This window comes from Pseudomonas sp. PDM28, from assembly GCF_019219115.1.
Lineage (GTDB): Bacteria > Pseudomonadota > Gammaproteobacteria > Pseudomonadales > Pseudomonadaceae > Aquipseudomonas > Aquipseudomonas laurylsulfatiphila.
On record NZ_JAHUWG010000007.1, the window covers coordinates 65,782 to 89,158 of the forward strand.

General features: G+C 58.6%; 17 protein-coding genes. 8 read left to right on the top strand and 9 right to left on the bottom strand.

The window, feature by feature from the left end; translation table 11 throughout:
* Nucleotides 1-27: 27 nt before the first annotated feature.
* The 3 genes from KW841_RS16975 to KW841_RS16985 are packed head-to-tail and all read right to left on the bottom strand — an operon-like array spanning nucleotide 28 to nucleotide 3,320.
* Nucleotides 28-990, bottom strand: a complete 963-nt coding sequence (locus KW841_RS16975; protein WP_218478418.1) for an HlyD family secretion protein — start codon at nucleotides 988-990, stop codon at nucleotides 28-30.
* Between the two features lie 4 nt (nucleotides 991-994).
* On the bottom strand, nucleotides 995-1,195 hold the full coding sequence (locus KW841_RS16980; RefSeq protein ID WP_218478420.1) for a DUF1656 domain-containing protein: 201 nt from the start codon (nucleotides 1,193-1,195) through the stop codon (nucleotides 995-997).
* Nucleotides 1,185-3,320: an FUSC family protein gene (locus KW841_RS16985; RefSeq protein ID WP_218478422.1), complete on the bottom strand. Its 2,136-nt coding sequence runs from the start codon at nucleotides 3,318-3,320 to the stop codon at nucleotides 1,185-1,187. Before KW841_RS16985 ends, KW841_RS16980 begins: the two co-directional genes overlap by 11 nt.
* Nucleotides 3,321-3,535: 215 nt before the next feature.
* Between KW841_RS16985 and KW841_RS16990 the strand changes: the two genes are divergently transcribed.
* The 3 genes from KW841_RS16990 (at nucleotide 3,536) to KW841_RS17000 (ending at nucleotide 7,945) form a co-directional block, all read left to right on the top strand.
* Entirely contained in the window at nucleotides 3,536-4,591 is a 1,056-nt protein-coding gene (locus KW841_RS16990) for a tetratricopeptide repeat protein (RefSeq protein ID WP_218478424.1), read from the top strand.
* Between the two features lie 184 nt (nucleotides 4,592-4,775).
* Nucleotides 4,776-6,278: an ATPase domain-containing protein gene (locus tag KW841_RS16995; RefSeq protein WP_218478425.1), complete on the top strand. Its 1,503-nt coding sequence runs from the start codon at nucleotides 4,776-4,778 to the stop codon at nucleotides 6,276-6,278.
* The gene (locus KW841_RS17000) at nucleotides 6,275-7,945 is read left to right on the top strand and encodes a response regulator (protein WP_218478427.1); all 1,671 of its coding nucleotides are present in this window, start codon (nucleotides 6,275-6,277) and stop codon (nucleotides 7,943-7,945) included. Before KW841_RS16995 ends, KW841_RS17000 begins: the two co-directional genes overlap by 4 nt.
* A gap of 181 nt (nucleotides 7,946-8,126) precedes the next feature.
* Here KW841_RS17000 and KW841_RS17005 read toward each other — a convergent pair whose 3' ends face one another.
* The 6 genes from KW841_RS17005 to KW841_RS17030 form a co-directional block, all read right to left on the bottom strand.
* Nucleotides 8,127-10,997: an RHS repeat-associated core domain-containing protein gene (locus KW841_RS17005; protein WP_256357857.1), complete on the bottom strand. Its 2,871-nt coding sequence runs from the start codon at nucleotides 10,995-10,997 to the stop codon at nucleotides 8,127-8,129.
* 117 nt (nucleotides 10,998-11,114) lie between these two features.
* Nucleotides 11,115-11,492: a response regulator gene (locus KW841_RS17010; RefSeq protein ID WP_218478429.1), complete on the bottom strand. Its 378-nt coding sequence runs from the start codon at nucleotides 11,490-11,492 to the stop codon at nucleotides 11,115-11,117.
* A 77-nt stretch (nucleotides 11,493-11,569) separates the two neighbouring features.
* Nucleotides 11,570-12,751, bottom strand: a complete 1,182-nt coding sequence (locus KW841_RS17015; protein WP_218478431.1) for a hybrid sensor histidine kinase/response regulator — start codon at nucleotides 12,749-12,751, stop codon at nucleotides 11,570-11,572.
* Nucleotides 12,745-13,338 carry a chemotaxis protein CheB gene (locus tag KW841_RS17020; RefSeq protein WP_218478433.1) on the bottom strand — a complete coding sequence of 198 codons (594 nt, stop codon included), beginning with the start codon at nucleotides 13,336-13,338 and terminating at the stop codon, nucleotides 12,745-12,747. The genes KW841_RS17015 and KW841_RS17020 overlap by 7 nt, the downstream gene beginning before the upstream one ends.
* Nucleotides 13,335-14,168, bottom strand: coding sequence for a protein-glutamate O-methyltransferase CheR (locus tag KW841_RS17025; RefSeq protein WP_218478435.1), 834 nt, complete (start codon nucleotides 14,166-14,168; stop codon nucleotides 13,335-13,337). The genes KW841_RS17020 and KW841_RS17025 overlap by 4 nt, the downstream gene beginning before the upstream one ends.
* On the bottom strand, nucleotides 14,168-17,659 hold the full coding sequence (locus KW841_RS17030; protein WP_218478442.1) for a response regulator: 3,492 nt from the start codon (nucleotides 17,657-17,659) through the stop codon (nucleotides 14,168-14,170). The genes KW841_RS17025 and KW841_RS17030 overlap by 1 nt, the downstream gene beginning before the upstream one ends.
* Nucleotides 17,660-17,913: 254 nt before the next feature.
* Between KW841_RS17030 and KW841_RS17035 the strand changes: the two genes are divergently transcribed.
* The 5 genes from KW841_RS17035 (at nucleotide 17,914) to KW841_RS17055 (ending at nucleotide 23,261) form a co-directional block, all read left to right on the top strand.
* Nucleotides 17,914-18,276, top strand: a complete 363-nt coding sequence (locus KW841_RS17035) for a response regulator (RefSeq protein WP_218478445.1) — start codon at nucleotides 17,914-17,916, stop codon at nucleotides 18,274-18,276.
* Nucleotides 18,277-18,350: 74 nt separating this feature from the next.
* Nucleotides 18,351-19,643, top strand: a complete 1,293-nt coding sequence (locus KW841_RS17040; RefSeq protein WP_218478456.1) for a glycosyltransferase — start codon at nucleotides 18,351-18,353, stop codon at nucleotides 19,641-19,643.
* 119 nt (nucleotides 19,644-19,762) lie between these two features.
* A complete protein-coding gene (locus KW841_RS17045) occupies nucleotides 19,763-20,629 on the top strand; it encodes a phospholipase (protein WP_218478458.1) in 867 nt (288 codons plus the stop codon).
* Nucleotides 20,630-20,702: 73 nt separating this feature from the next.
* Nucleotides 20,703-21,608 carry an AraC family transcriptional regulator gene (locus KW841_RS17050; RefSeq protein ID WP_218478460.1) on the top strand — a complete coding sequence of 302 codons (906 nt, stop codon included), beginning with the start codon at nucleotides 20,703-20,705 and terminating at the stop codon, nucleotides 21,606-21,608.
* Between the two features lie 342 nt (nucleotides 21,609-21,950).
* The gene (locus KW841_RS17055) at nucleotides 21,951-23,261 is read left to right on the top strand and encodes a sugar ABC transporter substrate-binding protein (protein ID WP_218478462.1); all 1,311 of its coding nucleotides are present in this window, start codon (nucleotides 21,951-21,953) and stop codon (nucleotides 23,259-23,261) included.
* The last annotated feature ends 116 nt before the right edge of the window (nucleotides 23,262-23,377 follow it).

A 23,377-nucleotide genomic window follows, 5' to 3' on the forward strand; every position in this document is an offset into this window, starting at 1 on the left:
CAAGCTCGCGCCTACAGGGGGCGGTTATTACCGGTCTTTGGATTTTTGGTTTTCCTGGACGGTCACGGTGGCTGTGGTCCCCGCCCTGAGTTTGTCTTTACCGGCATAGTCGGCATCGATCTCGATCCGCACCGGCACCCGCTGCGCCAGTTTGATCCAGGTGTAACTGGGGTTGATGTTGGCCAGCAGGCGACCGCCCGGCAGGTTTTCCCGGTCGGCAATGGCAAAGGCAATGCTCTGCACTTTGCCGCCGAAGGTTTCGCCACTCATCAATTCGATCCTGACCCGGTCGCCCTCGCCGATCCGTGGCAACTTGGTTTCTTCAAAGTAGCCGCTGACATAGAACGAATCGCTGTCCACCAGCGCCAGCAGTGGCCCCCCGGCCGAGGCGTAGTCGCCCTCCCGGGTCAGCAGATTGGTGACAAAGCCGGTCACCGGCGAGACGACGTGGGTGCGCTGCAAGTCGAGTTCCGATTGAGTCAGGGCCGCAATGGCGAGTTGCACGTTGGCCTGAGCCAGCACCAGGTTGGCCTGATTTCGCAGCAGATCCGCCTGGGCCACCGACACATCGGTGTTGGCTTTTTCCCACTCCTCGCCGGAAATTGCCGAACGGTCCTTGAGCGTGCGCCGCCGCTGCTCCTCGCTCTGACGCTGCTTGAGCAAGGCCTCGCTGGCGGTAATGGACGCCTGGGCCTGCCCGAGCGAGGCTTTCGACACCTCGACGGCACGCTTGGCATGCTCCACCGCCAGCGTGTAACGCGCCGGATCGATCTCCAGCAGCGCCTGGCCCTTGTTCACATGTTGGTTGTCCTGCACGGACAGGCTGACGATTCGCCCCGAGACATCGGCGGACAAGGTCACCACATCGGCACGCACCCGGGCATCCCGGGTCCAGGGGGCACGGGTGTAATGCTCCCAGGCGAACCAGCCCAGGATCAAGGCCAGCAGTACCACCGCCAGCGTCGTGAGTCGGGGAAGGATATTCTTCAAGGCATCAGGCTCCCATCACCAGTATCAAGGTGGCGCAGACACAGACGTACAACGCGCCTTCGAACAAAGCCTCATGCCAGACGAACTGCAGCACACCGAGGCGTCGCAGCCCCCAGTCCAGCAGCAGGAAAATCGGCAAACCCAGCAGCAACGCCTGGGCGATCGGGGGCAGATAGGCGCCTCCCACTTCCAGATCAATGGGCAAGGACAGGGTCTCCTTCAATGCCGGAGGGTTGAAAGTAGCCGCGATAACGCTCGACGAACGACACCACGATCAACAGCGCCACGCGCATGCGGAACACCGACCACAAGCGATCATGGACATCGGTATGCAGGGCGTCCAGTTCGTCGCCCAGGCCGTGCAGATTATCGAGCACCCGTGCCACTTCGACCCCGGGACGTCCGGCGACCAGCCTGCCCGTTTCCCGGACGGTGGAAAACAGGCGACTTTGCAGATCCGCACTCAACAGTGCGTTGTTCTGCCCCTGCTGCCTGAGCTGATTCATGGCAATCCCCAACGCCATGCAGGCCAGGCTGACTTGAAAGCGCTCATGGGATTGTGGCTCCTGCGTTGCCGGCAGCAGCCCCAGCATCATGGTCAGGCGATCAACCATGCGACTCTCGAAAGCAAACTGCTGTTCATCGGTCGGCGCGGTTTTCAGCAAGGCGTACACCTGCTCGCAGTTCTCTTTATAGAGCCGCCTCATGCGCAAATCCGGCCTGAACGGAAAGATCAGCGCATAGACGCTCAACGCCAGCACGGTCGCGCAGGTATAGGCCCCGGCAAATTCGAACCACTGGATGGCGGTGTTTTGACCGATCCCTACGTTCAACGGACCGAGCAACAGAAAAGTCGTGAGCCCCAGGCCAATGCCGGTGCCTGTCGTGGGTGGACTGGCCAGCCCCACCGCAACGGCATAGAGCAAGGGCGCCAACAGCAAGGCAAGCATCTCGAAATTGCTGATCATCGGCACGAACATGAACTGCAGGAGCGCCGAGGCCACCAGTGCCAGCCCGAAGCCCCTCGCGTAGCTTTGCACCGCCAGCAGCGGCCTTGGAAAGGTCGACATCAGCGAGCAAAGGATGCCCACCAGCACCATCCCGCCTCGCGCACCGTCCCAGCCGGTTTCGATCCAGATCAGGCCGCAAATCAACAGCGCGGAAAAAGCCCGGATGGCGTTCATGGTCGCCAGGGTGAAATCCAGATGCAGCGGATTTTCCCGCCCGCGAAACACGCTGCTGGCCGGTCGCCCGCTCTGGATGGCATCACTCAATTCCAGAATCTGCTCCAGCTGCTGCAGCAGGCGAGCCTGCTCCCAGCGCAGCGACCAGGCCAGCGAGCGCAAGGTGGCGGGCAACGGCTCGGTCAATTGTTCGGCTCTGTAGGCCAGCTCATCGAAGCGTTGTTGCAACGACGAGAAGTGATGGCGCTTTTCACTGGAAAGCGAACGTCCCTCCCGCGCCAACTCATCGAGAAACGCCAGTTCTTCGGCCCGCAAACGTTGAATTTCCTCGGGCAACTCTCCCTCCCAGCGCTCGGTCAACAGCAGCCGCTGGTGGCGCAGGGCTGTCAGCCGTGCGGTCAACAACACCAATTGGTTGCCCAATAGCTGCACCAGGCCGTTGGCACTGCGCAACCGTGGCGCATCGAAGTACATGTGCCGGCGCACGCCCTCCAGGCCGCTGATCTGGCCCAACAGCTGCATTTGTCGCTGCTGGAAATCGGCTTCGCTCTCTTCGGTGCGCAGGACGGCGCTGGCATGGGTGGCCAGCAACCGGATGATCTGGTCGATCCTGGCGAAGTAGTCACGGGCAACGGTTTCCGGCCTGGCGGTCAGCAGGCTGACCAGACACACGCAGGCCACCGCCAGCAAGGTCTCGGTGACGCGGGTCACCGCCAGCAGAAACATGCCGTCCTGATCCGGCACCGCCAGCAAGGCCACCACCACGGCGGTGTAGCCGCTGAGGACAAACGCCTGGGAACTGGTATAGCGCAACAAGGTGCCACCAGCGGTGCACAACGCCAGCCACAATGCCAGGGTGGTGATGAACGGCAGCGGAGCCTGGGGAAAGATCGCCATGATCAACACCGCCACGGCTGCGCCCAGCGTGGTGCCGATCACCTGGCCAAAACTGCGGGCCAGCACCATGCCGCCCAGTGGCTGGCTGATGATGACCACAGCCATGATCGACCACTTGGGCTGGTCCAGATCGAACAAAAACGCCAGGTACAGGGTCAATAACCCCGCCGCGATGGTTCGCAAGGCAAACAGCAATACCCCGGGTCCGGGGTTGAGCATGGCCTTGAAATACTGCAACAACGCTTGCATGGGAACACCCGTCGACACACTTCCAGCAAGCGTAGTCACTGTCGCGGTGCCTTGAGAGGTTTTGCTGGCGACGCCGCTTGCAGGCCCATTGATTGCCGGTGGGAGGGCTTTGGCATGGTTTGAATCGTCAGTGAAAGTCGTCAAGGTTTGACTCAAGGCCCGGCCTGACCGAAGCTGGCGCCTTTGCAAAAGTTCGCCAGCTTCCGGATTCCTGCATGCCCCAGTCCCGCCGCTATCTGTTTATCAGCCTCTTCGCCCTGCTCGTCATCGGCCTTGCATGGTTTGCCCTGCGCGATACCACCCCAGTGGTTCCCGAAGCCATCAAGCACGGTTACAGCGAAGCGCTGGCAGCGGCCCGGGGCGGTCAACCCGGTGCCGCGCGGGTGCTCTATCAGCAGTTGAAGCGTCCGGACCTGTCTCCCAAGCGCCGTGTCTGGTTGCATGCCGAGCTGCCCAATTATCCAAGCTCGGTGGCCCTTAAACTGGCGGATGCCGACTTGCAGAACGAATCGCCCGAAGTGCGTATCGCGGCGATCAGGAGCATCAGCGCCCTGGTGCCGAACGGCCAGCGCAGTCTTTTGCTGGGGCCATTGCTCGACGACAGCGAACAGAACGTGCGGCTGGCGGCAATCAATGCGCTGCTGGGGTTGTCCCCGGATGAACTCGGCTTGTATTTCGGAGCGCTGGAGCAAGCGATCGATGCCTGGGAGCTGGTGCTCAAGAGCGAACCGCAAAGCGCCGAAAACCAATACCAACTGGCCCGGCTGCACCTGCACAACGCCGAACTCAAGGAAGCGCAACAGGCGTTGGACAACACCCTGCGCCTGGCGCCGGACAACCTGCCGGCGCTGGTGCTGCAAATCGAAGTGCTGGACAAACAGGGCCAGAACGACGCCGCCCGGCAGCTACTGGCCAGGCAACTGCAGGCACAGCCCAACTCGGCCTATCTGCAACATGCCCTGGGGCTCTGGCTGCTGCATCACGACCAAAGCGAATTCGCCCTGCTCGGCCTGTCCAAGGCCGTCGAGCTTGAGCCCGACAACCGGGATTACCGCTACGACCTGGCCACCACACTGCGCGGCGAGCAGGAACTCGAAGCGGCGCAGATTCAGTTGCAGGAAATCGTTCAGCGCCATCCGAACGATCGCAAGGCACGGGTGCTGCTGATCAACTATTGGAAGGAAAGCGGGCAGCTGCAAAACGTGCAGATCCTCACGGCCCAGCTCGAACAGATGAATCCCGATGATCCTTCGTTGCAGCAGGGGCTCTAGAAGCAAAAGATCGCAGCCTTCGGCAGCTCCTACAGGGTAGGCGTAGGAGCTGCCGCAGGCTGCGATCTTTTTGCGTTAAAAAAGGTTGAACGCTCGTCCCGGCCAAAGGTCAAGTGAAAAGGCAGCCCGTTGCGGCACTTCAAAGTGGCTGCCTCATTGCTCCTGGCCACGAGAGGACTCTAATTTGTTTCTAACCAACGAATTGAACCGTACCAAGGCTGCCACCGGTATCGAAGGCCTGGACGATATCCTCGATGGAGGATTGTCCCGCGGTCATGTGTTTTTACTGGAAGGCGAGCCGGGAACCGGCAAGACCACGGTAGCGCTGCAGTTCCTGTTGGCTGGCGCGAAAGCCGGTGAGCGCTCCTTGTACATCACGCTGTCCGAGACCGAACGCGAGCTGCGCCAGGGCGCCTTGTCCCATGGTTGGGAGATGGACGACAACGTCCACATCTTCGAGCTGACACCTCCGGAAAACCTGCTCAATGCCGAACACCAGCAGACGCTGCTGTATTCCTCCGACCTTGAACTGGGCGAGGCCACCCGCCAGATTTTCGAAGTGGTCGAACGGGTCAAACCGACTCGTGTAGTCCTGGACAGCCTTTCCGAAATTCGTCTGCTGGCACAAAGCTCGCTGCGCTATCGCCGGCAGATCCTGGCCATCAAACATTATTTCGTGCGTTACGACGCCACGGTCCTGCTGCTCGACGACCTGACCACCGAGTCACTGGACAAGACCGTGCACAGCGTCGCCCACGGCGTGATTCGCCTGGAAGAGTTGACACCCAATTACGGTGCCGAGCGAAGACGCGTGCGCGTGGTGAAGTACCGCGGCCAGAAATACCGGGGCGGCTTTCATGACTTCACCATCACCGGCGACGGCGTGCATGTTTTTCCGCGTCTGGTGGCCGCCGAACATCGCGGTCAATACCTGCGCCAGCAATTGAGCAGTGGTATCCGGGAAATGGATGCGCTGCTGGGCGGCGGTATCGAAACCGGGTCCAGCACCTTGATTCTCGGTCCGGCCGGGACCGGCAAATCGCTGATCTCCATGGTGTTCGCCGCCGCGGCGGTGGCCCGGGGTGAAAAGGCCGCGTTGTTCATCTTCGATGAAGAACTGGGGTTGCTGTTCGAGCGCATGAAGAACATCGGCATCGATTTGCAGGCCCTGCAAGACAGCGGCAATCTGCTGGTCGAACAGGTGGACGCCGCCGAGCTGTCTCCCGGCGAGTTCTCCCACCGGGTCCGGCGCTGTGTCGACGAAGGCAATATCAAGACCGTGGTGATCGACAGCATCAATGGCTATCAGGCGGCAATGCCGGAAGAGAACGCCCTGGTGTTGCACATGCACGAGCTGTTGCTGTACCTCAATCGACAAGGCGCCGCGACCTTCATGACGGTTGCCCAGCATGGCCTGGTCGGCGACATGCAGGCCCCGGTCGACATCACCTACCTGGCCGATACGGTGATCCTGCTGCGTTACTTCGAGGCCCTGGGCAAGGTACGCCGGGCCATTTCGATCATCAAGAAACGCACCGGCAGCCATGAATCGACCATCCGTGAATACCGCATCAGCGCCCAGGGCATGACCATCGGTGAACCGCTGGAGGCCTTCCAGGGTGTACTGCGCGGGGTACCCACCTATCTCGGGGCCAGCAACCCCTTGCTTGCGGAAGATATCCGGTGACTGCGCTGCTGGCGACACCCGAGCGCACCCTCATCCTTGCGCCGCGTGGGCGTGACAGCCAGATTGCCTTGATGATGCTCAACGAAGCCGGGTTTCACGGGGTGATCAGCCAGGACCTGCCGGGGCTGTGCGCCGAGTTGGAACTCGGTGCCGGCCTGCTGCTGATTTCCAGCGAAGCGCTGCTGGGCAGTGATCTCGAACCGCTGATCCGGCTGATTGAACAGCAGCCCGCGTGGTCGGATCTGCCGATCGTGTTGATGACGCACCATGGCGGCCCGCAACAGAATCCGGCATCCCGTTTCGGCCCGCAATTGGGCAATGTCACCTTCCTCGAACGCCCCTTCCACCCGATCACACTGATCAGCCTGGTCACCACCGCCTTGCGCGGACGGCGACGACAGTACGAGGCCAGGGATCGGCTGATCGACCTGAGCCAGAGTGAATTGCGCCTGCAAAACACCCTCGAAACCCTTGAGCAGCAGGTGGAAGAGCGCACCGCGCAACTGCGTCACAACGAAGAGGCGCTGCGCCAGTCGCAGAAAATGGAAGCCGTCGGCCAGCTCACCGGCGGCATCGCCCATGACTTCAACAACATGCTGACCGGCATCATCGGCAGCCTGGAATTGTTGCGTCGACGCCTGGCCCGAGGGCGTACCGAAGATCTGGACAGCCTGATCGACCTGGGGGTGACCTCGGCCAACCGCGCGGCAGCCCTGACTCATCGCCTGCTGGCGTTTTCCCGCCGCCAGTCGCTGGATTCCAAACCCGTGGAGATGAATGCCCTAGTGATCTCCATGGATGAACTGCTGCAACGCAGCATCAACGAAAGCATCCGCCTGGACATGCAACTCGATGAGCGGCTGTGGGTGGCCGAAGCCGACCCCAATCAACTGGAAAGCGCCCTGCTCAACCTGGTGATCAACGCCCGCGATGCCATGCCCGATGGCGGCAGGCTGGTGGTCTCTACCTCGAACCGGCACCTCGACGAGGACTTTGCCCAGTCCCAGAGCAATCTCGATGCCGGTGACTACGTCGTGCTCAGCGTCACCGACACCGGTTGCGGCATGGCGCAAAGCATCGTCAATCGCGCCTTTGACCCATTCTTCACCACCAAGCCCATCGGCCAGGGCACCGGGCTGGGTTTGTCCATGATCTATGGCTTCAGCAAACAGTCAGGCGGTCATGTCGTCATCCACAGCGTAGTGGGCGAAGGCACCACGGTGAGTCTGTTTCTGCCACGCTTCCGGGGTGACCTGCCTCAGGAGCATCCGGTCAATATCGGACACTCGCCCTTCGTCAACAATGGCGAGACAGTATTGATCGTCGAGGACGATCCGGCGGTGCGGGTACTGGTCAGCACGGTGTTGAGCGACCTGGGTTATGCCTTCGTCGAAGCCTGTGATGCCGATAGCGCGGTGCCGATACTCGATTCGGCCCAGCGCATCGACCTGCTGATCAGCGATGTCGGCCTGCCCGGCATGAATGGCCGGCAACTGGCGGAAATCGGCCGGCAGCTGCGGCCCGATCTCAGGGTGCTGTTCATCACCGGCTACGCCGAGCACGCCGCCGTGCGCGGCGGGTTCCTCGATCCGGGCATGCAGATGATCACCAAGCCGTTCACCTTTGATCTGTTGACGGCGAAGGTGCGGGAGATGATTTGTCAGTAGTTCGTTGGTAGACCCAGTACATGGCTAACGTTATGTTCATTTTTCGCGACTAGCTTCTGAGAACAAATCAGAGCAGGCATTTAGCTCACTTGATATTTAGCTTTGCGGGATGAAAAATCCAGCACAATTACAATCCACCCTGGACAGCGCAGCATCACTACGTTGCACAACACGTAAAAATTTAAAACAGCCTTAATCCAGGGTAGGCCACATCCAGTACTTCAGTCACCGAGTGATATCCTGCACCTACAAGAAACGCAACAGCTGCCTTTGCCAAAGACCTCTCATCATCATCGCTCAGGTTGGGTTTCAAAATAGTCGCACCTATCATTATGCAGGAAGTACTCCCGGAAATTGAAGCCAGCATGGGAGAGTCATTATCAAATGATCTATTAACAAAAGGCGAAGTAGATATTATTTCTCCGCCATCACGCTCGTGTATGAATGTCCTGAACAAAGGCCGAACTCTGGATAACCCAGGGACAATTAGAAACTCCTTCTCACTATCAGAAAGCGAGGAAAAGGTTTCATTGTCGAGTATGCCGCTATCATATCTACGCTCTTTTTTCGTAATCCCAGTCCGTCCTCTCTTGTTAAATAAATCACCGGGCATGTACCAAGACATCAGAGAAGACACATCCTTGCCACTCATGCCATTCAGCATGAACTCATGTTCATCAATGGCTTTCGATGCATGATCCACAATGTACGCGCCATAATTTTTCAATGTCTGAACTTTTCGTATAAAGGACACAGGAGATAACGGAGCGTCACTACTAAGTATGCTTTTAATCTCGCTTATCCCTCCACTAATCTTCCCATACTCCTCCTCACCACTTGCTCGCGCTACAAGATCCGCAAGTAAAGGCGACGATCGAGGATCACTCTCCACAGTCAATATAAGATCGTTCAATTTTAAGGAAAGCTCAGATATCGTTCCGGAAACCGAGGCGGGATTTCTGATCAAGCTCACCGCATAGAAAGTTTCTTTTTTTGCCTTTTCGATATTGTTGAAGTTAGTGTCATGCCGAGGCACTCCATGAAACTCCACGGTATGCGATGCACCTTTAGCAACCAATCCATTTGGATCGCTGTAACTGACCGGGTTACTCCTGACCATCCGATACAGGTTCAGTCCATCTATCGCTCCTGCCGGATCTGCACTCAACCAGCGCTGTCGCCACGGTATGTAATACCGAAATCCGTAGTAATACAGCCCCGTTGCGTCCCTCTCCTTTCCTGAATAACGAATGGTCTTGTAGCTGGCCTCAACCTTATCCCTGCCCGCCCACCAGGCTGTGCCACCGTAGGGGTAGTAGCTTTCCTGGTTGATGATCCTGGCGTCTTGATCCAGTTCCAGCGTGCTGGAGTCCTGATAATCGGCAAGGCAGTAACGCAACTGGTACCGGGCACCGTCCGGCGATGAGCCCCTTTCCCAGTGCAGGATCTGCACGGTGCATTGTCCGCTCTGGACACTGATGACATTCAGGGTCTCATCGGGACTCGTACGAATTTCCACGCCCGGCAAGTAACGGGTTTCATGAGTACGGGTCAATGTTCCGGTGTAAGCCGTACGGATTTTTCGCACACGCTGGTCATCGCCGTCATAGACATAAACCTCCGAGTCCGCAGGTTCGTCCTCGCGTACCACTTGATCGACCTGATGCAAGCGGTTGCGTGCATCCCAGTGCAGTGTCTGTCCCCGTTGCAGTTCGTTGAGATTGCCGCAGGCGTCATAAGCAGCATCAATTTCACTGTCCGCTGGTGAATCGCTGCCATCGACCCAAGGCAGGCTACGGTTGCTCAAGGAGGCAATGACCGTTCGTTCGGTTCGACATGCACTGTCAGCGTGATGATGCAGAACCTTAAGGTTGCCACCGGCGTCGTAGTCGAACGTCTGTAGATAGTTCTCAAGCTGGCCAGGGTCCGGTGGCGAAACGAAGGCCGGTAAATGGGGGCCGCCGGGGGCATTGCAGCGCTGTCGACCACTGGCTTGGATGAGTTGACCGAGGGTGTCGTACTGCCAGGTACTGATCGCGGCAACGCTTTGATTGCGCGAGTAACGGATCGACTGAGTGGCGTCAGTCATGCGAATCGGGTTGCCGACCGGATCATAGGCATACGTCAGACTCTGCAACGGCGCCTGACTTGGCATTTGCGCGTGCAGCGTTGTCAGCCGCCCATCCTCGGGATCGAAAACAGCGCGAGCAACGACGCCGTTGCCGGCCGTTTGCTGCACTATTTGTCCGAACGCGTTGTACTGAATGTCACCCATCAGGATGATTTCATCATCGGCATCGGCCAGCTTCAGGCGGATTTCGCACAATTGACCCGCAACGTTCTGACGCTGCTGCTGTGCGTGGCCCAAAGCGTCAACATGCCGCACCACCTCACCGAGACTGTTGAACGCTGTTTGCGTGAGCGCAGATTGGGACTCGAGCAATCTGTCACGCTCGGTTTCGTTCTCCGGCCAGTCGGGTAACTGAAGGTGCAGCAAAAAACGTCTGCTCTGGTGCAGAGGTGCACCGAATAAACCGAACTCGGTGAAGTGTCGGGTACCCGCGCTGTCATCGTGGCGAATCAGTTGACCGCAGCAATTGTGCCTGGCGGACTCCGGCGAACCGTCACCGTATGCAAAACAAGCCGTCCGCTGCTCTGCTTCGCCCATCGCCGACTCAAAACCCCGAGCAGGACGCAGAGATGAATCGTAGGTCATACGCAGGTGATTACGTTTCTGGTCCCAATTGTCCAAACTTTGCCCGGCAGCACCGTAAAGGCTGACTCGCCATCCGGCGTCCAGATTCTCGTTGAGCAAAGGCTGCCCGCTGAGCGTGGTGATGGTGGTTTGATTGGCGGGAGTGGACTTATCGCCCTCAAACAGGGCAAAAAGCCGCGGATCGCGGCTATGACTGGCACGGTTGTGCAGGCTATAGATGTGTTGGGTAATGCGTACCTGAGGGGCTGGCTGGTCCGTGCGCCGATGATAGGCAACCTCACGGACCACGGCACGACGCGGATCAATCACTGAAAGTGTTGGTGTATGTCTGTGCATGGCCCCCGCTCCGGATTGACATGCAGGGATGAGCCACATGACGTCCGAAAGGTTATCTGCTGATACAACACCCCAGTCAACTGTCAGAAATTACAGGTACGAGAACCGTCAGCGTGCTTACGAAAGCATCTCCTGCATCAGCTCCTGCAATTTATCCAGATCGAATGGCTTGTCCAGGATCGGCGCCTTGCGCGTGATCGGGCTGTCGGTCTCACGGATTTCCTGGGCGTAGCCACTGATGAAGATCACCTTGAGTTCCGGTCGCAGCTTCACGGCGGGTTCGGCGATCTGCACGCCGGAGATTCCACCGGGCAGGCGGAAGTCAGTGATCATCATGTCCAGGTGGGGTTTGCTCGCCAGGATTTCAAACGCCTGTTCGCCGTTTTCGGCCTGCAGTACGCGATACCCCTCGCCCGACAGATAAGCGGACAGCACCATCAGAATCGAGGGATCGTCCTCGACAACGAGTACTACGTCTTGTGCATCTTCGCTCATGGGAAGCCTTTGTTCGGTCAATTGCTGCTGATACGACCGTGGGGTCGATCAGAGGTTGCGTTTATCTGGCTGTTTTCCTACAGCGGCAGACAAACGCGAAACAAGGCGCCTTCGCCAATCCGGCTCTGGACGGTGATTGTACCGCCATGGGCGGTCACGATCTGTTCTGAAATAAACAATCCCAGGCCCAGTCCGGCGACGGCCTGCCTGGCCGATACGCGCTCGAACTGCTGGAATATGCGCTTCTGGTTTTCTTCGCTGATCCCGATCCCCTGGTCGCGCACGTCTACCAGAGCCAGCCCTCCTTCACTGTATACCTTCACCGAGACCGGGCTCTTGGCCCCGTAGCGCAAGGCATTGGTCAACAGGTTGGATATGACCTGTTCAATACGAAATTCATCCCAGTTTCCGATCACCGGTTGCTCGGCATCGAGGGTCACCGACGTCTCGGCGGCGTCGATCTGCCGGGAAAAGTTGTGCAGCAAATCGCGAACCAGCGTCGAAAGATCGAACCGTGTCGGCCGGATCGACAGCTTGCCGGTGCGAATGCGCGAGACATCGAGCATATCCTCGATCAGGCGAATGAGGCTTTTGATCTGCCGCTCGTCGCGGTCGACCATGGCGTGCATCTTGTCCAGGGTGAAGGCGGCGGCGTTGTCCCGGGCCAGGTGCATCTTGCGCAGCTGGGTTTCAAGGATCAGGCCGTTGAGCGGCGTACGCACTTCGTGGGCGACGATGGACATGAAGTCATCGCGCATGCGCACCGCTTGCTCCAGCTCCAACTGGGTGTTCTGCAGTTGCTTGAGCAGGGCTTCCTGTTCGCGACGACTTTGCTCAAGGGCCAGCACTTGCTCCTTCATTGCCTTGCTCTGGCGGTACAGGTCGACGAACACATTGACCTTGCTCTTGACCGCGTGGATGTCCAGTGGTTTGTGCAGGAAGTCCACGGCACCGCTTTCATAGCCCTTGAAGGCGTAGTTCATTTCGCGCCCGGCGGCGCTGACGAAAACGATCGGGATGTTCTTGGTTTTTTCGGTGCCGCGCATCAACTCGGCCAGTTCGAAGCCATTCATGCCAGGCATCTGCACATCGAGGATGGCCATGGCGAATTCGTGCTGCAACAGCAGTGACAAGGCTTCGTCTGCGGACAATGCCTTGTACACAATCCGGTCCTCACGCTTGATCAGCGCTTCAAGCGCCAGCAGATTTTCCGGCAGATCGTCCACGATCAGCAGTTTGGCCTGGATATTACTCAGCATGCGATTCGTTCCATCTCGACAAGCAGACGGCCGATGCCGCGTATAGAAAGTATGTGGTCTGGCCGGTGCATATCCAGCGCAGCCTGGGGCATGGTGGCGACCTGTGCCTCTTGCGGGTCTTGCACGATGGTGATGCCACCGCACTGTTTGACCTGGGCCAGCCCGCGCGCGCCATCGCGGTTGGCGCCTGTGAGCAAGACTGCAGCGAGCCCGGTGCCGTAGGCATCGGCAGCCGACTCGAACAGGTAATCGATGGCGGGTCGCGAATGATGCACTCGAGGCTCCAGGCTCAGGGAAAAGCTGCGGTCCCGCTCCACTGACAGGTGATAACCGGGCGCGGCGAAATACAGCGTGCCAGCCTCGACCGCGGACTTGTCGCACGCCTCCAGCACCGGCATGGCCACCCGGCGGGCAAACACATCCGCCAGTTGGCTGCGGCGTTCGTCCGGCAGGTGCAGCACGACAATGATCGGCAACGCAAAACCTTCGCGCAGCGGGCCGAGGATGTTCAACAGCGCCTCAACGCCACCGGCGGAGGCACCGATCACGATCGCTTGGATAGCTGGCAGGTTCGTTGCGCTGTTCATGTTTTTCGATAGATCCGTTCTTGTTTGACCAACGGCTCGAACTTGTCGCCAAAAGCCGAGAAATCCGGGGTTTCCTTGCTGCCCAACACCAGGAAACCGCGATGACAGAGGGACTCATGAAACAGTCCGAACGCCCGATCCTGGAGTTTTTTATTAAAATAAATCAATACGTTACGACATGAAATTAATTGAGTTTCGGAGAACACACTGTCTGTCGCCAGGCTGTGATCGGCGAAGGTCACGTTCTCGCGCAGTGTCTTGTCGAAAATCGCGTACCCATAGGCCGCCGTATAGTAGTCGGCAAACGAACACTGGCCACCGGCCTGCTGGTAATTGGCAGTGTAGGCGCGGACGTTCTCCATCGAGAAAATCCCTTGCTTGGCTTTTTCCAGAGAGCGCGGATTGATATCGGTCGCGTAGATGATCGTACGGTCGAGCAAGCCCTCTTCGCGCAACAGGATGGCCATCGAATACACTTCTTCCCCGGTGCTGCATCCGGCGATCCAGATCTTGATCGAGGGGTAGGTTCGCAGCAGCGGTACCACTTCCTTGCGGATGGCCAGGAAGTGCGAGGGGTCGCGAAACATCTCGCTGACCGGGATGGTCAGCAATTGCAGCAATTGCATGAAGGCGGCCGGATCGTGCAGGACCTTTTCCTGCAACGCCGAGATGGTCTGGCACTCGAACTGACTCAACGCATGGTTGACCCGACGTTTGATCGACGCGCCGGAGTAATCGCGAAAATCGTAGCTGTACTTGAGGTAAATCGCCTCGATCAACAGGCGCAATTCGATTTCGCTGCTGCGTTCCCCTGAAAAATGGCGCTCCACTAGATGCGTTCCATCTTCGGCAACCACACGCGAATCAGCGAAAACAGGCGATCCAGGTCGATGGGCTTGGCCAGGTAATCGTTGGCGCCGGCTTGCAGGCAACGCTCCTGATCGTCCTTCATGGCCTTGGCCGTCACCGCGATGATCGGCAATTTGCGCCAACGCGGGACCTTGCGGATTTCAACGGTGGCTTCAAAGCCATCCATCTCCGGCATCATCACGTCCATCAACACCAGATCGATGTCCTCCACTTCATTGAGTCGTTCAATCGCTTCCCGGCCGTTGCGACCAATGACCACGATTGCGCCCTTTTGCTCCAGCGCGCTGGTGAGGGCGAAAATGTTGCGCACATCGTCATCCACCAGCAGCACCTTGCGGCCTTCGAAGACCCGGTCGCGACTGCGGGCGACCTTGAGCATCTTCTGCCGGTCATGGGACAACCGTGATTCGACTTTGTGCAGAAAAAGTGTCACCTCGTCCAGCAGCCGCTCCGGCGAACGTGCGCCCTTGATGATGATCGAACGCGAATACTTGCGCAGTTCAGCCTCTTCATCACGGGTCAGATTGCGCCCGGTATAGACGATGACGGGCGGAAAGGAGCAGATGTCTTCGGTGGACATGCGCTTGAGCAAGTCGTTGCCGAGCATGTCAGGCAGCTTGAGGTCGATGATCATGCAATCGAAGACCGACGTGCGCAGCAGGTCCAGTGCCTCCTGCGCCAGGCCAACGGCGGCGATCTCTATGTCATCGTCGCCGATCAGGCGGGCAATGCTGTCACGCTGCAAGTCGTCGTCCTCGACCAGCAGCACACGCTTGACCTTCTGGGTCAGCTTGGCTTCCAGGCGCGCAAATACGTCCTTGAGCTCCTCGCGGGTGGTGGGTTTGACCGCATAGCCGATGGCGCCCATGTGCATCGCCGCTTCGACCCGGTCTTCGACCGAAATCACATGCACCGGGATGTGCCGGGTTTCGGCGTGTTCCTTCAGGCGTTGCAGCACGGTCAGGCCGGAATGATCGGGCAGCCGCATGTCCAGCAGGATCGCGTCGGGGATGAACGCCTTGGCCAGGTCGTAGCCTTCGTCGGCGCCATGGGCCACCAGGCACTGATAACCCAGTTCATGGGCAAGGTCGTAGAGGATGTGCGCAAAATTCGACTCGTCCTCCACCACCAGAATGCAGCGGCTGTTGAACGGCCCTTTGTGGCGGTCGTCGTCGAAACGCGCAATGTCGACTTCGGCCACCAATGGCGACAACGTCGGCGGCACTGCAGTCGGCACCGCCGCCACGGCAACGGCTCGCATCGGTTCGACAGGCACATCGCCCGGTTCCACGTACTGCTGCGGCAAGACCAGGGTAAACACACTGCCCTGCCCCGGTTTACTGGTCACGCTGATGGAGCCGCCGAGCAACGCGGCCAGATCACGGGAAATCGACAGGCCCAGCCCCGTGCCGCCGTAACGCCGATTGGTGGTGCCATCGGCCTGACGGAAGGCTTCGAAAATGCTGTCGTGTTGATCCGCCTCGATGCCGATCCCGGAATCGCGGATGCTGAACGCGATGCCGTCATTCGGCGCCGCAGCGACGGACAGGCTGACGCTGCCGCTTTCAGTGAACTTCACGGCGTTGGACAGCAGGTTCTTGAGCACCTGCTCCAGGCGCTGGCGGTCGGTGAACAGCATCGGCGGCGCGCCGTCCAGCAAATCCACCTGGAAATCCAGCTGCTTGTCCGTGGCCAATGGCTGGAACAGGCCGCGCAGGCCATCGACCAGGCGCGCCACGCTGGTGTTCTCCGGACGGATTTCCAGCTTGCCGGCCTCGACTTTGGAAATGTCCAGAATGTCGTTGATCAGGTTGAGCAAGTCATTGCCGGCGGAGTAGATCGACTCGGCGAACTTCACTTGCTCGGCCGTGAGGTTTTCTTCCGGGTTTTCCGCCAGCAGCTTGGCCAGGATCAACGAGCTGTTGAGCGGCGTGCGCAGCTCGTGGGACATGTTGGCGAGGAATTCGGACTTGTACTTGCTCGAACGCTGCAGCTCCAGCGCGCGTTCTTCGAGCTGGATCTGCGCCTGATTGAGTTCGGAGTTCTTCAGGTCCATGGCGTCGCGTTGCTCGGCCAGCACTTGTGCCTGCTCGGCGAGTTGTTCGTTGGTCTGCTCCAGCTCCACCTGCTGGGTTTCCAGATGCGCCTGGGACTCCTTGAGCACTCGCGACTGTTCTTCGAGCTCTTCGTTGGCGGTCTTGAGTTCTTCCTGCTGCACCTGCAACTCTTCATTGAGTTGCTGGGTTTCGGCCAGCACTTCCTGCAGGCGATGACGATAGCGTGCGGCCTCGATGGACGTGCCGATGTTGCTGGCAATCAACTCGAGCAACGCGACATCGCGGTCATCCAGCGGACGCAGGAAACCCAACTCGATCACACCATTGACCCGGTCGTCGTCGCTGGTCGGCACCACCAGCACACTGCGCGGCAATCCGTTTCCGAGGCCGGAGCTGACCTTGAAATAATCCCCCGGCACCTCGTCCAGGCGAATCAACCGCGCCTGCTGTGCCACCTGGCCGACAATGCCTTCATCGCTGTAGATCTGCTGATCCCGCTCTTCCTGTTCGCGGGAAAAACCGTAGCTGGCGATGCGCCTGAGACCGCCGTGGTCCTCCCGAACATAGAGCGCCGCCACGGCGCTACCGAGGTACTGCGCGCAAAACTGCAGGATGTTGCGCCCCAGCAGGTTCAGGCTCAACTGTCCCAGCACCTGCTCGGCGAGCTCGGTCTGACCGTTGCGCAGCCAGGCCTGTTGCTCCAGGCGCTGGGCACTGGCTTGTTGGGCGGCGAGATTGACGCTGTAGCTTTGCGACAGGCTGAGCAAATCACGCCGCCCGACGTACGCCAGCAAACCACTGACACCGGCGATGAACAACAGATAGAGGCTGATGCTCCAGACCGTGGTGCGACGCACCTCATCATTGCGCGTGGCGCGCAACTGTTGTTCGGTGTCGATCACCTCCTCGAACTGCTTGCGAATTTCATCGGTCAGGCGTTTGCCGCGCCCGGCCTTCACCACCGAGCGATAATCACCGCTGCTGCGCTGCAAATCGATCATCGATTGCGCATAGCTGGCCCACTCCTGTTGCAATGCCTGCAACCGCAGCAAGCGGTCGGTCTGCACCGGGTTGTCGGCGGTCAGCTCGAGCAAGGTGTTGAGGGCCACGGCAACCCGCGGCTTGGCGGTTTCGTAGGGATCGAGGAAATGCTCGTCGCCACTGAGCAGGAAACCGCGCATGCCGGTTTCCAGGTCCACGGTCAGCTTGACCGCTTCATTGGCGTTATTGATCACCCGGTCGGTGTGTTCCACCCACTGGATCGTCGACAGCAGATAGCTGATCAGCGAAACGAAGAACACCGCGCTGATAAGGCCCAAACCCAACGGCAGGCTGATATTGCGGCTCAGGAGTTTGCGAAATCGTTGCTCATCAACCGAGGACGCTGAGGTCATGGGGCAGGCCTTGTCGAACTGTCAGAATACAAGGAGTTTGCCCCAAAACTGGCACATGGATCCATTTTTCTGACATGTTTTCGCGCAAACTCCTACATTCCGCTGCGCCCGCGCAAAACGGCAGGTTATCCTTGCTGACCTGCCGCATTCTTTTTTGCGCCACCTCGGGAACTTGTCTGGATCTGCCACTTACTGATGCAAGAGGCCGGTAATTTCCAGCGACCGGCAATGCCAATCTTTTCAGGAAGTCCACTATGTCATTCGCCAACGCCTACACCATCCTCGTCGTCGAAGACGATGCCATCGTGCGCATGCTGATTGTCGACGTACTGGAGGAGCTGGAGTTCAAGGTGCTGGAAGCCGACGGCAGCGAACAGGCGCTGGAGATGCTCAAGGACTCGAACCAATACATTGACCTGATGATGACGGACATCGGCCTGCCGGTCATGGATGGCCGCGAACTGGCCAAAGAAGCACGTGTCTTGCGTCCTGCCCTGCCCATTCTGTTTGCCAGCGGTTATGCCGAAAGCATCGACGTGCCCGCCGACATGCACGTGATCGGCAAACCCTTCTCCATTGATCAGTTGCGCGACAAGGTCAAAGGCATAATCGGGTGACCTGGCGATCCACTGTGGTTTAATGCGCGCCTTTTTCGTCCCTGCCCTGTCTTCGCTTCAAGGAAATTCCGTACATGATTGAGCCCCGCGCAACCAAAGTCCTGGTCATTGGTTACGTCTGGCCCGAGCCCCGCTCGTCCGCGGCCAGCGGGCATGTCATGCAGATTCTCGAGGTTTTCCTGCAACAAGGCTGGGATATCACCTTCAGCAGCCCGGCAGGTTTCGGCGAACAGCGCGCAGACCTGACGGCGCTGGGTATTCGTGAAGTACCCATCGAGCTGAACAACAGCAGTTTCGACGCATTCATCAGTGAACTGGCGCCGGACATCGTGTTGTTCGATCAATTCATGATGGAGGAACAGTTCGGGTGGCGGGTCGAGAAGTATTGTCCCGACGCGTTACGCGTACTGGAAAGTTGCGACTTGCAAAGCCTCAGACACGGTCGGCATCAACGCCTCAAGGAGCGCTTGAAGGCCAGTCAGGACAACAATGACTTCAGCGGCCTGTTCGCCCCGGCGTCGCGTGAAGAGTTCGAACACATGGCCAATACCGATCTGGCGAAGCGCGAGATCGCCTCGTTTTATCGTTGTGATTTGACGCTGATGGTTTCCGAAGTGGAAATCGAATTGCTGGTCGAGCAGTTCAGAATTCCGCGCAACTTGCTGCACTGGTGCCCATTGATGGTCGACCTGCCGACCCGTGCGCCGGTAGCGTTCGAAGACCGGGCACACTTTCTTCATATCGGCAATTTTCGCCATGCGCCCAACTGGGATGCGGTGCTCTGGTTGAAAACCGCTATATGGCCGCTGATCCGCGAGCAATTGCCCGGCGCCCAATTGCATATCTACGGTGCCTATACCCCCCCCAAGGCGACCGCCCTGCATAACCCGGCCCAGGGTTTTCATGTGATGAACTGGGCGCAGGACGCCCTGCAGGTCATGTCGTCGACACGGGTCTGTATGGCGCCTCTGCGTTTTGGCGCTGGAATCAAAGGCAAGATTGTCGATGCGATGCTCTGTGGCACACCGAATGTGACGACGCCTGTCGGTGCCGAAGCGATGCATGGCGAACAAGCGTGGCCCGGTGCAGTGACCCGCTCCGCACGCGAGTTCGCCGATCAGGCGGTGCAATTGCACAACGACAAGACGCGCTGGCTCGATGCCCAGGCGCACGGGCAAACCCTGCTTGCCAGTCGCTACCGTAAATCCGTTCATGGCCCGGCCTTGATCCAGCGGCTGGTCGATTGCCAACGGGATCTGGCCAACATCAGGCGAGACAACTTTACCGGCAGCATGCTGCGTCATCATCAGCACAAGAGCACTCAATACATGGCGCAATGGATAGAGGCGAAAAACAGCCAGCAATAACAATATCCCGAAACACTGACAACTTGTGCAGTGCCTGACTTGCGACCAAGAATAAATCGCCCGACATCAAACCTGATAGTCGGGCGTTTTTTTATTCTTAAATAGCAACGGACTGCACGATGACAAATTCTTACCCCTACAAAAACTGGATGTCGACGACATCTTCAATTGACAAGTTAACCCTCCTGGAACTGGTCTGGCCCGGCGCCCATAATTCGGGAGTGGATTATGACTTCTCTTACCCGATCCACGTTCAACCGGCCAGTCACTGGTTCGTCTGCCAGGATGGACCCTTTATCCAGCAGCTCAACGAGGGTGTCCGGGCACTCGACTTGCGATTCCATTCAGACGAGCATTGGCTGGGAGTCAAGAAGTTCCATACGTTTCACGGTTTCAAGCTGCTCAGGGGGCGATCGTTGAGTGAGTTGTTCAAGAGCCTGGACTTTTTCCTCAGTGAAAACCCGGATGAGTTCGTCGTGCTGGATATGCGCGAGCTCAAAGGCCTTGATGAAAAAAGTTTCGACTACACAGGCTTTCATGAAGCCATCAAGAGTGAACTGGGCACGCGATTGATTCCGCGAGAAAACCGTTATTTGACACTGGGCGCACTAAAGAAAATAAATCCCCTGCAAAGAATCGTAGTTGCCGCCGATTGGCATCCGGACTTCAACTCTCCCCTGTACTGGCCAAAAATCCCGGTTGAATGGAGTGGCAACGACTTTACTTCTCCCGAAGAGTTAAGGCAGTACATTGAAAGAACACTGAATAATCCGCCCGACGAAAGCGCGCTCTGGTCGTTATCCGCCACCAGTTATGGAGAACTGGCCGGTGTAAAACGAATCACCCGGGAATTGAACGAGTGGTTTGCTCCGGACACTGGATGGACACAGAAGTGCAGCATCATCAGTGCCGACTTTATTGGAGCGACACGACTGGTCAGCTATTGCCGGGAAATCAACCTTTCCAGGGGACAGGACAAGAAGTAAGGCCTGGGAACTGGATCTGTCCTGGGCGGGGGTGCATGATTGGCGCCTGAAAAACAACAAGACCACACTGGACATGACCCGCACCGCCAGAGTCACCGATCCCTCCTATGAGTTGATGGACGACCACAATGGCTTGTCCATCATCTACCGCCAGCACGGGTTTCCCTGCCCGCTGGTGCGCTGGCATTTCCACAAGGAATACGAGTTGCACCTGATCGTCGCCAGTTCCGGCAAGGTGTTCATTGGCGATTACATCGGCAACTTCTATCCGCAATCCCTGTTCCTGACGGGCCCCAACCTGCCCCACAACTGGATCAGCCAGGTGGCCGAGGACGAAGTGGTGCCCAAGCGCGACATGCTGGTCAACTTCACCGACGAGTTGTTCGACAGCGGCTATCAAGTGTTCGCCGAGCTCAAGACCCTGGCACCCTTGCTGGAACGCGCGCAGTACGGCATCGAGTTTCGCGGCAAGCACACTATCGCCAAGGCGATGGATCTGATGCAACGCATCGCCGATACCAGCGGTGCGACCCGTCTCGGGCACTTTTTCATTCTGCTGGAGTTGCTCGCGGCCACCGACGACTACCAATTGCTCTCCGGCGCCACGACGCCTCAACTGGCCGACGAGAACAACGTCGATCGCACCAACCGCGCGGTGGATTACATCTTCGCCCATTACGCCCGGGAATTGCCGCTGGAAGAGGTCGCCGAACATCTGGGCATGAAGCCCACGTATTTCAGCCGCGTATTCAAGCAGGCCACCGGGCGCAATTTCATCGAATTCGTCAATCGCCTGCGCATCAGCAAGTCCTGCGAGTTGCTGGCCGATGGCGACAAACCGGTCACGGACGTGTGCTTCGAATCCGGTTTCAACAACATTTCCAACTTCAACCGGCGCTTCCAGCAGCTCAAGGGCATGACGCCTACGGATTACCGGCGGTTGGTGGTGCAGCGTCTCACCGAGCAAAATCTGAACTGACACCTCAATTCCCTGTGGGAGCGGGCTTGCCCGCGATAGTGGTCTCCCATCCAGCATTGTGGGTGACTGATACACCGCCATCGCGGGCAAGCCCGCTCCCACAGGTACAGCACCAAGCATTGAAACCTGTACAGATTCAATGCCGCCCCATCGCTGAGAAGCCCTTCCTTGCATCTACAGCCCAAAATACCAGTGCAAAAAAGTATCAGTTGAAGTGCGATGGATGATTTGTCTCGCCCTCCAATGAAGGTTGTAATCCGTGCACATTCTTCCTGCCTTCGGAAGACACAAAAACAATAACTGTCCTTCTGTATCCCGCCGGGTGCAGAAAAGGAGTGCACGATGCAACCTTCGGTAAAAGCCCTGCTTGCCCTCACCTGCATGACCCTCAGCAGCGTCAGCCTTGGCGCCCAGACCCTGACCATCGCCACCGTCAACAACAGCGACATGATCCGCATGCAAAAGCTCTCGAAAACCTTCGAGGCCGAGCACCCGGACATCAAGCTCAATTGGGTGGTGCTCGAGGAAAACGTCCTGCGCCAGCGCCTGACCACCGACATCGCCACCCAGGGCGGGCAATTCGACGTGCTGACCATCGGCATGTACGAAGCGGCACTCTGGGGCGCCAAGGGCTGGCTGGAGCCGATGAAGGATTTGCCGGCCAGCTATGCCCTGGACGACGTATTCCCGTCGGTTCGCGAAGGCCTGTCGGTCAAAGGCTCGCTGTACGCCCTGCCGTTCTACGCCGAAAGCTCGATCACCTATTACCGCACCGATTTGTTCAAGGACGCCGGCCTGAGCATGCCCGAGCGTCCGACCTGGGAGCAGATCGGTGAATTCGCCGCCAAACTCAACAAACCGGACCAGGAACAGTACGGCATCTGCCTGCGGGGCAAGGCCGGCTGGGGCGAGAACATGGCGCTGATCACCACCGTCGCCAACGCCTATGGCGCGCGCTGGTTCGACGAAAAGTGGCAACCGGAATTCAACGGGCCCGAGTGGAAGAATGCGCTGAACTTCTACGTCGACACCATGAAGAAATCCGGCCCACCGGGCGCATCGAGCAACGGTTTCAACGAAAACCTGGCGCTGTTCAACAGCGGCAAATGCGCGATCTGGGTCGATGCCAGCGTCGCCGGCTCGTTCGTCACCGACAAGACTCAGAGCAAGGTCGCCGATCACGTCGGCTTCACCTATGCGCCGCATCAGGTCACTGACAAGGGTTCGGCCTGGTTGTATTCCTGGGCACTGGCCATTCCGACCAGTTCCAAGGCCAAGGACGCGGCGAAAACCTTCAGCGCCTGGGCCACCTCCCGGGAATACAGTGCACTGGTCGCGGAAAAAGACGGCATCGCCAACGTGCCGCCGGGCACCCGGGCCTCGACCTACAGCGAGGCCTACATGAGTGCCGCACCGTTCGCCAGGGTGACGCTCGAATCGCTCAAGACCGCGAACCCGGGCAAGCCGACGCTGGAACCGGTGCCTTATATCGGCATCCAGTTGGTGACCATTCCCGAGTTCCAGGGCATTGGTACTCAGGTCGGCAAATCCTTCTCGGCGGCGCTGATCGGCCAGACCACGGTCGACCAGGCATTGGCGGCGGCCCAGCAAACCACCGAGCGCGAGATGAAGCGCGCGGGTTATCCAAAATAACCAACACCTTCCCTGTGGGAGCGGGCTTGCCCGCGATGAGGCCGGCACATTCAACATTGATGTTGGCAGCTCAATCGCCATCGCGGGCAAGCCCGCTCCCACAGGTTCCGCGTTGT

Bases quoted from the DNA above. Each gene is read 5' to 3' on its own strand.
- KW841_RS17035 (WP_218478445.1), top strand. From the start codon at position 17,914: ATGTCATTCGCCAACGCCTACACCATCCTCGTCGTCGAAGACGATGCC.
- KW841_RS17015 (WP_218478431.1), bottom strand. From the start codon at position 12,751: ATGCTGAGTAATATCCAGGCCAAACTGCTGATCGTGGACGATCTGCCG.
- KW841_RS17055 (WP_218478462.1), top strand. From the start codon at position 21,951: ATGCAACCTTCGGTAAAAGCCCTGCTTGCCCTCACCTGCATGACCCTC.
- KW841_RS17010 (WP_218478429.1), bottom strand. From the start codon at position 11,492: ATGAGCGAAGATGCACAAGACGTAGTACTCGTTGTCGAGGACGATCCC.
- KW841_RS17030 (WP_218478442.1), bottom strand. From the start codon at position 17,659: ATGACCTCAGCGTCCTCGGTTGATGAGCAACGATTTCGCAAACTCCTG.
- KW841_RS16985 (WP_218478422.1), bottom strand. From the start codon at position 3,320: ATGCAAGCGTTGTTGCAGTATTTCAAGGCCATGCTCAACCCCGGACCC.
- KW841_RS17040 (WP_218478456.1), top strand. From the start codon at position 18,351: ATGATTGAGCCCCGCGCAACCAAAGTCCTGGTCATTGGTTACGTCTGG.
- KW841_RS17020 (WP_218478433.1), bottom strand. From the start codon at position 13,338: ATGAACAGCGCAACGAACCTGCCAGCTATCCAAGCGATCGTGATCGGT.
- KW841_RS17005 (WP_256357857.1), bottom strand. From the start codon at position 10,997: ATGCACAGACATACACCAACACTTTCAGTGATTGATCCGCGTCGTGCC.
- KW841_RS17045 (WP_218478458.1), top strand. From the start codon at position 19,763: ATGACAAATTCTTACCCCTACAAAAACTGGATGTCGACGACATCTTCA.
- KW841_RS17050 (WP_218478460.1), top strand. From the start codon at position 20,703: ATGACCCGCACCGCCAGAGTCACCGATCCCTCCTATGAGTTGATGGAC.
- KW841_RS16990 (WP_218478424.1), top strand. From the start codon at position 3,536: ATGCCCCAGTCCCGCCGCTATCTGTTTATCAGCCTCTTCGCCCTGCTC.